The sequence below is a fragment of the Herbiconiux sp. 11R-BC genome (assembly GCF_049472555.1).
GTDB lineage: Bacteria > Actinomycetota > Actinomycetes > Actinomycetales > Microbacteriaceae > Herbiconiux.
Window position 1 is genome coordinate 149,108 of record NZ_JBCEBO010000007.1, and the last position, 14,041, is coordinate 163,148.

The window sequence follows — 14,041 nt, forward strand, 5'->3', positions numbered from 1 at the left end:
GTCGGTAGGGTCGGATTGTGGCACGAACCAGATCCCAAGCGGCACCGGCCAAGGCCCCCGCAGCATCCACCGCACCGGCGGCGACGCCCGCGACGGCACCCCCCGGGGCGTCCTTCGAGCCCGCCGTCGGGCGCATCCCGATCCTGCGGGTCTTCCCGGAGGTCGACGGCGGCCGCTGGCCGGCGAAGGGCTACGTGGGCGAGGTCATCCCGTTCGGCGCCCTGGTGTTCCGCGAGGGCCACGACGCGGTCGGCGCGCACCTCGAGCTCGAGGCCCCCGACGGCACCGTGACCGATCGTGCGCTCACCCGCACGCACAGCTGGGACGACGAGTGGCGGGGCCTCGCGCAGGTGACGAGCGAGGGCGCCTGGCGCTTCCGCATCCGCGCCTACTCCGACGACTACGCCACCTGGGAGCACAACGCGACCATCAAGATCGCCGCCGGCATCGACGTGGAGTTGATGTTCGCCCTCGGCGCCCGGCTGTTCGCCCGTCTGGCGGCCGAGACCGAGCGCCCTGCGGCCGAGCGCGAGCTCTTCGCCCGCGTCGAGGCCGCCCTGCGCGAGACGGCCGGTCCGTCGGCCGAGCGCCTCGGCCTCGCCTACGGCCCCGAGGTCACGGCCGCGCTGCGGGAACGGCCGGCGCAGAGCCTGGTCAGCTACAGCGACTGGAAGCCCCTCCGGGTGGAGCGCACCCGCGCGGGCGCCGGCGCCTGGTACGAGTTCTTCCCCCGCTCGATCGGTGCCAAGCAGGCCGCAGACGGCAGCTGGAAGAGCGGCACCTTCCGCACCGCCGCGAAGCGCCTGCCGGCCGTCGCGGCGATGGGCTTCGACGTGCTCTACCTGCCGCCCATCCACCCCATCGGCGAGGCCTTCCGCAAGGGCCGCAACAACACCCTCGACCCGCAGCCGGGCGATCCGGGCTCGCCCTGGGCGATCGGCGGAGCGGCGGGAGGGCACGACACGATCCATCCCGAGCTCGGCACGGTCGCCGACTTCACCTACTTCCTCGGCCAGGCCAAGAAGGCCGGGCTCGAGGTCGCCCTCGACTTCGCCCTGCAGGCCTCGCCCGACCACCCGTGGGTGACCGAGCATCCGGAGTGGTTCACCACCCTCCCCGACGGCTCGATCGCCTACGCCGAGAACCCGCCGAAGAAGTATCAGGACATCTACCCGATCAACTTCGACAACGACCCGGCCGGCATCCGCGCCGAGGCCCTGCGCATCCTCCGGCACTGGATCTCGTTCGGCGTGAAGATCTTCCGGGTCGACAATCCGCACACCAAGCCGCTCGACTTCTGGGAGTGGCTCCTCCACGAGGTGAACGCCACGAACCCCGAGGTCATCTTCCTCGCCGAGGCGTTCACCCGTCCGGCCGGCATGCAGGCGCTCGCCAAGGTGGGTTTCCAGCAGTCGTACACCTACTTCACCTGGCGCAACACGAAGACGGAGATCGAGGAGTTCTTCACGAGCATCTCCCAGGAGACGGATGCTTTCTTCCGCCCCAATCTGTTCGTGAACACCCCCGACATCCTCACCGAGTACCTGCAGTTCGGCGGGATGCCGGCCTACCGCATCCGCTCGGTGCTCGCGGCCACCGGAGCGCCCACCTGGGGCGTCTACTCGGGCTTCGAGCTGATCGAGAACGTGGCCCGGCCCGGCGCCGAGGAGAACATCGACAACGAGAAGTACGAGTTCAAGGCGCGCGACTTCGAGCTCGCCGAGGCCCAGGGCCGCTCGATCGTTTCCGACATCACCCGGCTCAACCAGATCCGCCGCGCGCATCCCGCCCTCGGCCAGCTGCGCAACCTGCGGTTCCACGGCAGCGACGACGACTCGATCGTGGTCTACTCCAAGCACCTCGACGGCGAGTTCACGCCCGACGGCGTGGCCGACACCCTCCTGGTGGTCGTGAACGTCGACCCGCACTCGGTGCGCGAGACCACCGTGCACCTCGACCTCGCCCTCCTCGGGCTCGCCCCGGGTTCCTCCTTCACGGTCACCGACCTGCTCTCGGGCAGCGTCTGGGAGTGGTCGGAGCACAACTACGTGCGGCTGGATGCGTTCACGCAGCCCGCGCACATCCTGCACATCTCCCACGAAGGCGGCACATCCTGATGGCCATTCCCGACGGCTCCACCGCCTTGACCCTCCCCGCGTTCCCCGAAGAGGTGCTGCAGCGGGTGGCGAGCGGCTCGTACTACAACCCCCACGCCGTGCTCGGCCAGCACCTCGTGCACGCCGAAGGCGTCAGTGACCCGGTCACGGTCATCCGCACCCTCCGCCCGCTCGCGAGCGAGGTGAGCGCGGTGCTCTCGAACGGGGCACGCGCACAGCTCACGCACCTCTACGGCGGCATCTGGCAGGGCTTCACGCTCACCGGCCTCAACGACTACGAGATCGAGGCGCGCTACGACGACGGCGCCGTCTGGACCGCCGACGACCCGTACCGCTTCTCCCCCACCCTCGGCGAACTCGACCTGCACCTGATCGGCGAAGGCCGCCACGAGAAGCTCTGGACCGTGCTCGGCGCCCGCGTGGAGCAGAAGTGGGGCGTCGACGCCCCGGCCGAGGGCACCGCCTTCGCGGTCTGGGCGCCGCACGCCCAGGCCGTGCGCGTGATCGGCGATTTCAACTCCTGGGACGGCACGCGCCACGCCATGCGGAGCCTCGGCGGCACCGGCGTGTGGGAGCTGTTCATCCCCGGGCTCACCACCGGCGGCAACTACAAGTTCGAGATCCTCACCCAGGCCGGCCAATGGGTGCGCCGCGCCGACCCGATGGCGCGCTACACCGAGGTCCCCCCGCTCACCGCCTCGGTGATCGGCACCAGCTCCTACGAGTGGGGAGACGGCGACTGGATGCGCGAACGCGCGGCCCGCGACCCCCACACCCACCCGATGAGCGTCTACGAGATGCACGTCGGATCGTGGAAGCTCGGCCTCGACTACCGCTCCCTCGCCGACGAGCTGATCCCCTACCTGCAGCACCTCGGCTTCACGCACGTGGAGTTCATGCCGCTCGCCGAGCATCCCTTCGGCGGTTCCTGGGGCTACCAGGTCACCAGCTACTACGCGCCCACGAGCCGCTTCGGCCACCCCGACGACCTGCGCTACCTGATCGACCGCCTGCACCAGGCCGGCATCGGCGTGCTGGTGGACTGGGTGCCGGCGCACTTCCCGAAAGACGAGTGGGCCCTCGCGCGCTTCGACGGCGAGGCGCTCTACGAGCATCCCGACCCCCGCCGCGGCGAGCAGCCCGACTGGGGCACGCTCGTGTTCAACTTCGGCAACAGCCAGGTGCGCAACTTCCTGGTGGCGAACGCGCTCTACTGGCTCGAGGAGTTCCACCTCGACGGGCTACGGGTCGACGCGGTGGCGAGCATGCTCTACCTCGACTACTCCCGCAAGGAGGGTGAGTGGCTGCCCAACCAGTACGGCGGCCGCGAGAACCTCGAGGCCATCAGCCTGCTGCAGGAGGTGACGGCCACCGCGTACAAGGCGAACCCCGGCATCGTGATGATCGCCGAGGAGTCGACCTCCTGGCCGGGCGTCACCCACCCCACCGACCGCGGCGGCCTCGGCTTCGGCATGAAGTGGAACATGGGCTGGATGCACGACACCCTGAACTACATCGAGCAGGACCCGATGTACCGCAGCTACCACCACGGCGAGATCACCTTCTCGTTCCTCTACGCCTTCAGCGAGAACTTCATGCTGCCGATCTCGCACGACGAGGTCGTGCACGGCAAGGGCTCCCTGCTGCACAAGATGCCCGGCGACCACTGGCAGAAGCTCGCCAACCTGCGTGCCTACCTCGGCTTCATGTGGGCGCACCCCGGCAAGCAGCTCCTGTTCATGGGCCAGGAGTTCGGCCAGCCCTCCGAGTGGAGCGAGGAGCGGGGGCTCGACTGGTGGATCCTCGACCAGCCCGTGCACCAGCAACTGCTCGCGCTCGTCGGGCACCTCAACCGGGTCTACACCGAGAATCCGGCGCTCTGGGCGCTCGACAACGAGCCTGCGGGCTTCGAGTGGATCGACGGCGGATCGTCGTCGCAGAACCTCGTGTCGTTCCTGCGCTGGGACTCCGAGGGCAACCCGATCGCCGTGCTGATGAACTTCTCCGGCAACCCGGTGGGGCCCTACCGCGTCGGCCTGCCGTTCGGCGGGCGCTGGGATGAGCTCGTGAACACCGACGCGGTGGAGTACGGCGGTTCCGGCGTGGGCAACTACGGTTCGGTCGAGGCGGAGTACGTGCCGTGGTCGGGTCGCCCGGCCTCGGTGCAGCTCACCCTGCCGCCACTCGCCGCGCTCTTCCTGAAGCCGCACAAGGGCTAGGCGCCCCGGGCGCGGCTCAGGCCCCCGCGGCGCCGAACCACCGGGCCAGGCTGCGCTCGAGACCGCGCTGCTCGTCGCCCGCCCAGGCGACGTAGCCGTCGGGCCGCAGGAGCACGGCAGCGGCCTCCAGCCCGGGAATCGCCTCGACCAGATGGTCGACGCGGTCGGCCCAGCCCGCCGCCGAGAACGAGCCGCTCGGGTCGAGCAGGGCTCCACGCCCCTCGTGCAGGCGCTCGTAGAGCCGGCCTGGCGCGAGGGGCAGGTCGCGCAAGCGGGTTCCGACGAGTCCGGGAGCCGCACCCGCGCCCCTGCCGCCGCCGAAGTCGTAGCGGATGCCGAGCCCCGAGATGCGCTCGGCCAGGAAGCGGGCCACGTCGTCGAACTCCACGAGCTCGGTCAGCAGCCGCCGGACCGCCTGCGGCCCGGGCTCGGGCTGGAGCAGCACGCTCTGCGCCCGGGTGAGCGTGAGCACCTCCTCGGCCACGGGATGCCGCTCGGCGCCGTAGCTGTCGAGCAGCCCCTCGGGCGCCCAGCCGTCGACGGCGGCGGCGAGCTTCCAGCCGAGGTTGAACGCATCCTGGATGCCGAGGTTCAGCCCCTGCCCGCCGAGCGGCGGATGCACGTGGGCGGCGTCGCCCGCGAGGAACACCCGTCCTTCCCGGTAGCGCTCGGCGAGCCGCGTGGCGTCGGTGAAGCGGGTGAGCGAGCGCGCCGCGTGCACGCCGAAGTCGGTGCCGGCATAGGCCAGCAACTGGGCACGGAACTCCTCGAGCGCCGGCGGCACCGTGCGGTCCTCGGCGACGGATGCGGCGGGCACGACCGCGCGGAACAGCCCGTCTCCGGCGGGGCCGATCCCGAACCCGCGATGGGTCTTGCGCACCTCCTCCGAGACCGCCGCCACCTCCTCGGGCGAGGCGGTCACCGCGACCTCGCCGAGCAACCACTCGGTGGTCGCGGCCTCTCCGGGAAAGCCGATGCCGGCGAGTGTACGCACGCGGCTCCGGCCGCCGTCGCACCCTACGAGCCAGCGCGAGCGCAGCGCCGTGCCGTCCGACAGCTCGACGGTCACCCCGTCGTCGTCCTGCGCCAGCCCCGTCAGCGCTTCACCGCGCCGGATCTCTGCGCCCAGCTCGGCGGCATGCTCGGCCAGCAGGCGATCGGTCACCGGCTGCGGGATGCCGAGGATGTAGCCGTGCGCGGAGTCGAGCTGCACGGGCCGCGGCGGCACGATGCCGGCGAGACTCCCGCCGGCGCCCGGATACAGCTGCCCGTTCTCGAGGAACCGCTCGAGCAGCCCGCGCTGGTCGAGGATCTCGATGCTGCGCGGATGCAGGCCCAGCGAGCGCACCGCCGGGTTCGGCACCGGGTCGCGCTCGAGCACGAGCACGTCGACCCCGTGCAGGCGCAGCTCGGCGGCGAGCATCATGCCCGTCGGTCCGCCGCCGCTGACGATCACATCGACCACGTGCATCCGGTTCTCCTGACGAGCGGGGCGGGGCGGCGGATCCGGCTAGTAGAGCAGGCCCGCGAGTCGCCGGCGGGCCTGCGTCACCCGCGGGTCCTCGGGCCCGACGACCTCGAAGAGCTCGAGCAGCCTGGTGCGGATGGCGTCCTTGCCCGGCTGGTCCTGTTTCGGGAACAGCGTCAGCAGGCGGTCGAAGGCGTCGTCGACGTGGCCGCCGGAGACGTCGAGGTCGGCCACGAGCAGCTGGGCGTCGAGATTGCCGGGATTCGCCGCCGCGGCGCCGCGGATCTCGTCGAGCGACTTTCCGTCGAGGCGGTCGAGCAGCTTCACCTGGGCGAGCCCGGCCACCGCGAGGGCGTCACGCGGGTTCTGGGCGATCGCGGTCTGGTACTCGGCGATCGCCGTGGCGTAGTCGCCCCGGGCGATGGCCTCGTACGCCTCGGCGTGGTGCGGGGGCAGCGGCTCCTCGACCGGCTCGGCGTCGCCCGCATCCGGAGCGCCGTCGACCGCGACGGTGCCGGTCACGCCGTTCTGCGCGGCGAGCTGGAGCACCTGCTCGATGATCGCCCGCACCTCCTGCTCGGGGTAGGAGCCCTGGAACAACGACACCGGACGGCCGCCCACCAGCGCCGCCACCGTGGGAACCGACTGTGCCTGGAAGGCCTGTGCGAGCTGCGGGTTGGCCTCGGCCTCGATGCCCACGAGCACGATGCGGCCGGCGTACTCGGTGACCACCTTGGCCAGCACGGCGGAGAGCTCCTTGCTCGCCTCCGCCCACTCGGCCTTGAGGTCGACGATCACCGGCACGGTGTTCGAGAGCTCGATGAACTCGGTGAAGGTGGCGTCGGAGCCCTCGAGCACGAGGGAGGGCACGACGCCCGCCGTCGCCCCCGCGGGCGCTCCGGGTGCCGCAGCGGCTCCCGGGCCGGCGGACGGCGCCTGCGCCCGATTGACGAGCGACGACAGATCGACGGCTCCACGCAGATTGCCTGCGGACGGCGGGATCATGCTCACGGCAGTTCCTTCGCTTGCAGCAGCCCCTGCGAGAAGCCCAGCAGCTGGGCCTTTCCGGGGTCTCCGAACGGGGGGATGTAGAACAACAGCTGGTAGCCGTAGATCGCCTCGACGCCCTTGGCCGACTCGGTGAGGCCGGAGAGGGCCTTCACGGCGCCCTCGGGGCTCACGGTGGCGCCGGACTCGAGCGGCTTCGCGGTCTCGGATTCGCGCAGGTCGACCGCGACGAGCGCGCCCGATTCGCTCGTGGAGAGCGCGATGCTCTGACCGGTGCCCGCCACCGAGGCGAAGTCGATCGAGGCCGTCGAGGTGATCCCGGCCTTCTTGGCGTTCTTGTAGTCGACGCCCACCTGGGTGCGGAGGGTGTCGCCGGTCGCGTCGATCTTGTCGATGTACTGGCTCGCGTCTCCGACCATGAGGATGTCGGCGTAGGCCGTCTTCAGCTGGGCGGGCGTCATCATCAGCAGCTTGGTGTCGGGTGCCAGGCGCGTGGTGCCCACGCTCGCCGCGGCCACGGGCGGCAGGCTCGTGTCGGGTTCGAGGGTGATCTCGTAATAGACCTTGTAGTTCGAGCGGGGGGTGTCCTGCATGAGCATGAGCGCGACGGGGGGAACCGTGGCGTCGGCACTCGGGATGATGGTGAACACCGACTTCGGCCAGCTGTCGGTCGCCTGCGGGAGCACGACCTGCAGGGGGCCCGCGGGGATGGCCTGCGGAGCCGGGTATTCCGGATAGGCGGCACGGATGGCGTAGGTCGCCTTGCGCAGTTCGAGGGCGGGGCCGTCGAAGCGCGCGGCGAGCGCGCCGGCGTCGGAGGCCGCGTCGGCCTGAGCGGTGACCGTGGAGATGGTGGAGACGATGCCCTCGAGCTGCGCCTCGGTGACGGCCGGAACGGGCGCGCTCGAGTCGGCGTCAGGCACGGGGGTGGGCGCGACCGTGCTGGTGGCGTCCGGGGCGCCCGTCGCGTCGGGAGCCGCGGTGGCGGAGTCGGTCGAGCTCGAGTCGGCCGCCTGCGGCCAGTAGTCGGCCGAGCATCCGTTGAGCGCGACGAGCGAGACCAGCGCGATCGGCACGGCGACGAGCGGGGCGATCGAACGGCGCCCGCGCTTCACCCCCGACTCGATGGCGTTCGTGCGCGACGGCGAGAAGCGCTTGCCCTTCGGCAGCGCCGGCGGCTTGCGCCGCGGGCGCTGCGAGCGCCGCAGGTGCAGCAGCCCGAGCACGAGCAGCACGAGCCCCGCGAGCAGGAAGGCGATACCGGCCACGATGAGCGGACCCACCCACGGGGTGGCGTTCGGGATCGGCCAGGAGATCGTGATCTCGCCAGGTGCGGCGGCGGTGCCGTCGGAGGCCACGATCATCGAGTACCCTGCGGGCAGGTTCACCGTGCGGTACATCGCGTCGGTCGCCGTGAACTGCTCGAGCCAGAGGTCGCTACCGGCGGGGTTCGCCGACCCGCTGGCCACGTTGGCGGCGGCATCCGCATTGGCGCTGACCGCCGTGGAGCTGATCTCACCGTCCTGATCGGCGGTGATGCTGTCGTAGGCGGCTCCATCGAGCCACGCCTTCACATCGGCGGTACGGCCGTAGGCGGCGAAGATGGTCTTCGCTCCGCTGAGCACGAGCGTCTGCTTGCCGGCGTTCGCGGTGAGGGCCGAGGAGTCGATCAGCAGGTAGGGAGCGCCGTCGTCGACCTTGACCGTGGAGGACACCGTGCTGGGCGGCAGGAACACCGTTCGTTGCGCGACGCCGGCGCCGATCAGCGCGGTCGCGATGATGAAGGCGAAGATAGCGAAGATAAAGCGCACGAAGACTCCTGACAAAGACATTAAAAGATAGCCGATGAACCCTGCACCCCCATACAGCCGGCATTCAGGGGACTTTCACCACGACACGATCCGGCCCCGATGCGATACCGGATCGTGATCTCAGCCGCCCCATAGGATGGAGCAACGCAGGCCAGGACGCCTGGCTCGAGGAGGTTTCCGTGAAGATCCAGAACGCGTTCACCCTCGGTCTCGTCGCCACCCTCGGTGTAGGCGTGGGCCTGTTGATCCTGGGCGCCGTGGCGTCGCTCGCTACGATCCTCACCTACATCGGCGTCGCGATCTTCATCGCCCTGGGGCTGGATCCGATCATCTCGTGGCTCGAGAAGAAGCACTGGCCGCGCTGGCTCGCCATCCTCGTGGTGGTCATCGCCGTTCTCGGCATCTTCACAGGGCTCGTCTTCGCCGTCATCCCCATCATCGTGAGCCAGACCACCCAGCTTTTCGAGCTCATCCCGAACCTCATCAACCAGGTCATCGACCAGAACTGGCGTGACACCGTCACCCAGCAGCTCGGCGGCTTCATCAACGTCAACGAGGTCTACAACGCCGTCGTCAGCTACTTCCAGGATGCGGGCAACGTCACGGCCCTCGCCGGCGGCGCCCTGCAGGTGGGCATCGGCATCGCGAGCGGCTTCTTCGGCGCCGTGATCGTGCTCATCCTGACGCTCTACTTCACCGCCTCGCTGAACGGCATGAAGCGAGCGGTCTACCGTCTCGCCCCCGCCTCCAAGCGGGAGCGCTTCGCCGACCTGAGCGAGCAGGTCACCGGGGCCGTGGGCCGCTACGTCGTGGGGCAGATCAGCCTGGCGCTGTGCAACGGCATCCTGAGCTTCATCTTCCTCTCGATCATCCAGGCGCCGTTCTCGGCCGTGCTCGCCTTCCTCGCGGGTATGCTCTCGCTCATCCCCCTCGTGGGAACCCTCTCGGGTTCGGTGATCATCGTGCTCGTCTGCCTCATCCCGGGCCTCGGCTCGCCGCTCACCGCGCTCGTGGCCGCCATCTACTACATCGTCTACATGCAGGTCGAGGCCTACCTGCTGAGCCCGAAGATCATGAACCGGGCGGTGTCGGTGCCCGGCGCCGTGGTGGTCATCGCGGCCCTCGCCGGCGGAACGCTCCTCGGCGTTCTCGGCGCTCTCGTGGCCATTCCGATCGCGGCCTCGTTCCTGCTCATCATCAAGCAGGTCGTCATCCCGATCCAGAATGAACGCTGACGCTCTCGGCTACTCCTCGTAGCTGGTCGGAAGCGGGTAGGCGGCCGCGTTGACCCGCGCGACGATCTCGTCGAGCACGCGCCGCGTCTGCTGCTCCCCCACCCAGAGGTGCTTGCCGCCCTCGACCGCCACGAGCTCCAGGCTCGGCACCGAGGCGAAGCGCTCGCGGGCCTCGGCTGGCCGCAGGTAGTCGTCGAACTCCGGGATCACGGCCACGAGCCGCTTGCCGTTGCCCTCCCAGGCCGCCACCTCCGCCGGCGTGGCGCGATGCAAGGGCGGGGAGAGCAGGATGGCGCCGTCGATCGGATACTGCGCCCCATAGCGCAGCACGAGCTCGGTGCCGAACGACCAGCCCACGAGCCAGGGATGCGGAAGGCCGCGCTCACGCACGAAATCCATCGCCGCAGCCACGTCGAAGCGCTCGGCGTCGCCGCCGTCGAAGGCGCCCTCGCTCGTTCCCCGGGGCGAGCTGACTCCCCGCAGGTTGAACCGCAGCACCGCCAGGTCGGCCAGGGCCGGGAGCCGGGCAGCCGCCTTGCGCAGGATGTGCGAGTCCATGAAGCCGCCATGCGTGGGCAGCGGATGCAGGGTCACGAGTGTCGCGACCGGCGCGCCGGAGAGCGGCAGCGCGAGCTCCCCCACGAGCGTGAGCCCGTCGGCCGTGTGCAGCTCGATCTGCTCGCGCCGCGCGGGCAGCTCGGTGCTGCTGCGGATCTCGATCCGGGTCATCAGGCTCCGATCCTCCAGCAGTGCGTGTGCCAGTGCCGTCGCGCGGCGAGGTCGCTCGTGTCACCGAGCACACCATCGGCCCGCCAGGTCACGAGGTGGGCGACACCCGGCGCGATCGGCACGCTGCATCCCGGGCACGCGTAGGCCTTCACGGCGCTCGCCGCCGAGATCGGCTGAACGTTCCAGTCTCCCCCTCGGCGATGCTCCACTCGGCGCCAGCCCGACATCAGCCGCGAGAGGTCGCTCTCCTCGTCGCCCTCGTCCGCGCGGCGGCGCGGGCGGTTGTTGCGGGGCATACGTTCCAGTCTACGAGCAGTGCGGGCAGGGGTGGCCGATCGTCGCGGCCTGGGCCCGCCGGTCTCCTGCCGCCGCTGCCACCGCCGCGCTGCCGCCGCTGCCGCGCTGCCGCCGCTGCTCAGTGCTGCCCGGACCCATCCGACTGCGCCAGCCGCGCCTCCTCCTGATCGAGCATGAGTTGCGCCCGCACCAGGATGCGCGAGTTGTACTCCCCGCGCCCACGCGCATCCAGCAGGGCCGCCCGCTCCGCCTTCAGCACCTCGAGCCGCAGCACGCGATACTGGCGGTGCGGGGCCGTGCCTCCCGAGTCGGCGGCGTGCGCGCGCTCCCAGGCCGATTCGCTCCGGAGGTCGGCATCACTGCGCACACGGTCGACCACGCTCTCGTCGACGGCGTCGCCGTTCGGCAGCGTCAGCTCGGGCGCATCGAGCACCTGGAGCCCGGCGGCCCGCAGCTCGTCGACGAGGGTCGCGAACTCCTCGTGGTCGGCCCGTTCGTCGACTCCCGTGAGCTTCATGACCCGGATGATCCACGGCAGCGTGCCGCCCTGCACGAGCAGCGTCACGATCGAGACCGTGAACGCGATCAGCACGAGCTCGTTGCGGTAGGGGGTGCCGTCGGGCAGCGACTGGGCTGCCGCGACGGTGACGACCCCGCGCATCCCGGCCCAGGAGAGCACCGCTCCCCCGCGCCAGCCCGTGGCCTCGGAGGCCTCCGCGCCGGTCGGGTCGCGGCGCCGGGCCCGCGCCTGCTGCACCGCCAGCAACGGCCCCACGAAGGCGAAGCGGATGACGAGCAGCACGATCGCCGCACCGAGCCCCAGCACCACGGCGCCGACCGCGTCGAGGTGATCCGTCTCGCCGCTCGGTTCGATCGCCGCCACGACGATGTTCTTCAGTTCGAGTCCCATCAGCAGGAACACGCCGTTCTCGAGCAGGAACTGGATGGTGCGCCAGTTCGTGCGCTCGCTGATGCGCGTCGATGCCGAGAAGTACCGGGCACCCATGTGCCCGGTGTAGAGGCCCGCGACGACGACGGCGAGAACACCGGATGCGCCCAGCGCCTCGGCGGGGATGTACGCGAGGAAGGGGATCAGGAACGACACCGCGGTGTTCACCACCGAGTCGTGCAGCTTCGACCGCAGGAACACGGTGAGCGCGCCCACGGCTAGTCCGACGGCGATGCCGATCACGGAGGAGTACGCGAAGTCGATGACGGCACCGCCGCCTCCGGCGATCGCGGTGGTGCCCGCCGCCGCCGCGACCGCCGTGCGCAGCAGCACGAGGGAGGAGGCGTCGTTCACGAGGCTCTCGCCCTCGAGCACGGCCACCAACCGCGGAGGCAGTCCGAGGCGCTTGCCGATGGAGGTGGCCGCCACCGCATCCGTCGGGCTGATCACCGCACCGAGGGCGATCGCGGAGGCCAGATTGAGCTGGGGCAGGATCATGAACAGCAGGAAGCCGGTCACGAGCGCGCTCACGATCACGAGGGCCACGGAGAGCACGGAGATCGAGCCGAAGTTCTTGCGGAAGTCGACGAGCGGCAGGTTGATGGCCGAGGCGTACAGGAGGGGAGGCAGGACGCCCGCGAGGACCCACTCCGAGGGGATCACGACCGGCTGCACGCCGGGCAGCACCGAGATGCCGAGCCCGATCACCACGAGGACGAGCGGCGTCGCGATCTTGAGTTTCGGCGAGAGCACGGAGACGCCGATGATGATGATGACGCAGATCACGACGACGAGCTCGGGCCTCATGCGATCAGCCTACTGAAGGGCGGATGCGCCGTCGTGCGGGTGTTACGAGGGGTCGGCTCAGTACCAGCCGCGGTTCTCCGACGAGGCCCAGGCCTCGCACGGAGTGCCATAGGAACCCGCGATATACTGCAGGCCCCAGTTGATCTGCACGTTGGGGTCGGACTCCCAGCCCGGGCCCATCTTGCTGCCCGGGAGCGCCTGGGGGATGCCGTAGGCGCCCGAGGGGTTCGATGCGGTGGGGTTCCACCCCGACTCGCGGTTCCACAGCGCCAGCAGGTAGTAGTAGTTCTGCTCGCCCCAGCCGTAGCCCAGGACCGCCTGGTAGGCGATGTCCTGCAGGGTGCCGGGCGCGGGAGGGCCGGGAGTCGGAACGACGTTGGCCTCGCATCCGGCCGCCGGGGCCGCGCTGGTCGACGCCGCAGATCCGGCGGCGACCGAGACCGGCACGACGACGGGCTCCGGAGCGGGCGCGGCGGTCACCGTGTAGGCGTCACGGGAGACGGCGAGACCGCCACCGGCCGCGACCGAGAGCGACTGCTGGCCGCCCACCGAGGCGTTCACCGTGGGCGCGTAGGCCTCCGAGGCGTTGGCGCCGACCGAGTGTGCGCTGAGCGCGAAGAGCCCCACGAAGGCCACGGCCACGGCGAAGGCCGTGACCTGCAGGCCCGTGCGCACGACGGGGTTGGTGGAGGTTCGGGAAGCAGACATCTGCATCAATACCAGTGCACCGCGTCGGAATGCGCAAGTGCTGTGATCGGATCTCCGTAGCTGCCCTGGATGTAGTTGAGGCCCCAGGTGATCTGCGTGGCGGGATTCGTGGCCCAGTCGGCTCCGGCCGAGGCCATCTTCGAGCCGGGCAGGGCCTGCGGGATGCCATAGGCGCAGCTCGAGGCGTTGAGCGCGTTCACGCGCCATCCGGATTCGCGGCTCCAGAGGGCGATCAGGGCGTCGAACTGCGCGCCGGTCCAGCCTCGTTCCGCCGCGAGCGCCGCGGCGATCACCTGGGCGCCGGCCGGGTCGGCGGTGGCCGCGTTCGGGTCGGGGCAGCCGTTGCTCGACGAGCCGGTGGAGGCGGGCAGCGCCACCACGATCGGCTTCGGGGCCTCGGTGACGGAGTAGTTGTCGCGGAAGATGCTGGCGGCCACCGACCCGCTCACGTCGAGCTTCTGGGAGGCCAGCCCGGTCTCCGAGAAGGTGCCGCCGAAGGAGGAGGCCGAGGCCACGCCCACGTTCGGCGCCACGACGGTGACGAAGGCGCAGGCCGTGACGGCCGCGAGACCGATCACCTGCAGGGCGATGCGCGAGGCCTTCGTGGTTCGCCGACCGACGCCACCAACCCGGGGAGGTCTCGGCGTGCGCGCTTCGGTCAGGGAGTGCTTTGCCACGATTTGACCGATTTTA

11 protein-coding genes are annotated in these 14,041 nt (G+C 70.5%); 3 read left to right on the top strand and 8 right to left on the bottom strand.

Going from position 1 to position 14,041, the window contains the following annotated elements; all coding sequences use genetic code 11:
* The first annotated feature begins 14 nt into the window (after positions 1 to 14).
* Entirely contained in the window at positions 15 to 2,117 is a 2,103-nt protein-coding gene (locus VD659_RS16050; RefSeq protein ID WP_423262135.1) for an alpha-1,4-glucan--maltose-1-phosphate maltosyltransferase, read from the top strand.
* Entirely contained in the window at positions 2,117 to 4,336 is a 2,220-nt protein-coding gene (gene glgB / locus VD659_RS16055; protein WP_423262054.1) for a 1,4-alpha-glucan branching protein GlgB, read from the top strand. The genes VD659_RS16050 and glgB overlap by 1 nt, the downstream gene beginning before the upstream one ends.
* Before the next feature lie 16 nt (positions 4,337 to 4,352).
* Here glgB and VD659_RS16060 read toward each other — a convergent pair whose 3' ends face one another.
* From VD659_RS16060 to VD659_RS16070, 3 genes are read right to left on the bottom strand one after another with little or no spacing between them, the layout of a single operon-like run.
* Positions 4,353 to 5,801, bottom strand: a complete 1,449-nt coding sequence (locus tag VD659_RS16060; protein WP_423262136.1) for an FAD-dependent monooxygenase — start codon at positions 5,799 to 5,801, stop codon at positions 4,353 to 4,355.
* Between the two features lie 45 nt (positions 5,802 to 5,846).
* A complete protein-coding gene (locus tag VD659_RS16065) occupies positions 5,847 to 6,815 on the bottom strand; it encodes a tetratricopeptide repeat protein (RefSeq protein ID WP_423262055.1) in 969 nt (322 codons plus the stop codon).
* On the bottom strand, positions 6,812 to 8,644 hold the full coding sequence (locus VD659_RS16070) for a hypothetical protein (protein WP_423262056.1): 1,833 nt from the start codon (positions 8,642 to 8,644) through the stop codon (positions 6,812 to 6,814). Before VD659_RS16070 ends, VD659_RS16065 begins: the two co-directional genes overlap by 4 nt.
* A 158-nt stretch (positions 8,645 to 8,802) precedes the next feature.
* On the opposite strand from VD659_RS16070, the gene VD659_RS16075 reads away from it, so the two are divergent.
* Complete coding sequence (locus VD659_RS16075; protein WP_423262057.1) at positions 8,803 to 9,858, top strand: AI-2E family transporter; 1,056 nt, start codon at positions 8,803 to 8,805, stop codon at positions 9,856 to 9,858.
* Positions 9,859 to 9,867: 9 nt separating this feature from the next.
* Here the strand turns inward: VD659_RS16075 and VD659_RS16080 are convergent, their stop codons facing one another.
* From VD659_RS16080 to VD659_RS16100, 5 genes are all read right to left on the bottom strand, one after another.
* Positions 9,868 to 10,587, bottom strand: a complete 720-nt coding sequence (locus tag VD659_RS16080; protein WP_423262058.1) for an alpha/beta hydrolase — start codon at positions 10,585 to 10,587, stop codon at positions 9,868 to 9,870.
* Positions 10,587 to 10,883, bottom strand: coding sequence for a hypothetical protein (locus VD659_RS16085; RefSeq protein WP_423262059.1), 297 nt, complete (start codon positions 10,881 to 10,883; stop codon positions 10,587 to 10,589). The genes VD659_RS16080 and VD659_RS16085 overlap by 1 nt, the downstream gene beginning before the upstream one ends.
* Before the next feature lie 119 nt (positions 10,884 to 11,002).
* The gene (locus tag VD659_RS16090; RefSeq protein ID WP_423262060.1) at positions 11,003 to 12,640 is read right to left on the bottom strand and encodes a Na+/H+ antiporter; all 1,638 of its coding nucleotides are present in this window, start codon (positions 12,638 to 12,640) and stop codon (positions 11,003 to 11,005) included.
* Between the two features lie 57 nt (positions 12,641 to 12,697).
* A complete protein-coding gene (locus tag VD659_RS16095) occupies positions 12,698 to 13,348 on the bottom strand; it encodes a transglycosylase SLT domain-containing protein (protein ID WP_423262061.1) in 651 nt (216 codons plus the stop codon).
* Positions 13,349 to 13,353: 5 nt separating this feature from the next.
* Entirely contained in the window at positions 13,354 to 14,025 is a 672-nt protein-coding gene (locus tag VD659_RS16100; protein ID WP_423262062.1) for a lytic transglycosylase domain-containing protein, read from the bottom strand.
* Positions 14,026 to 14,041: the final 16 nt, after the last annotated feature.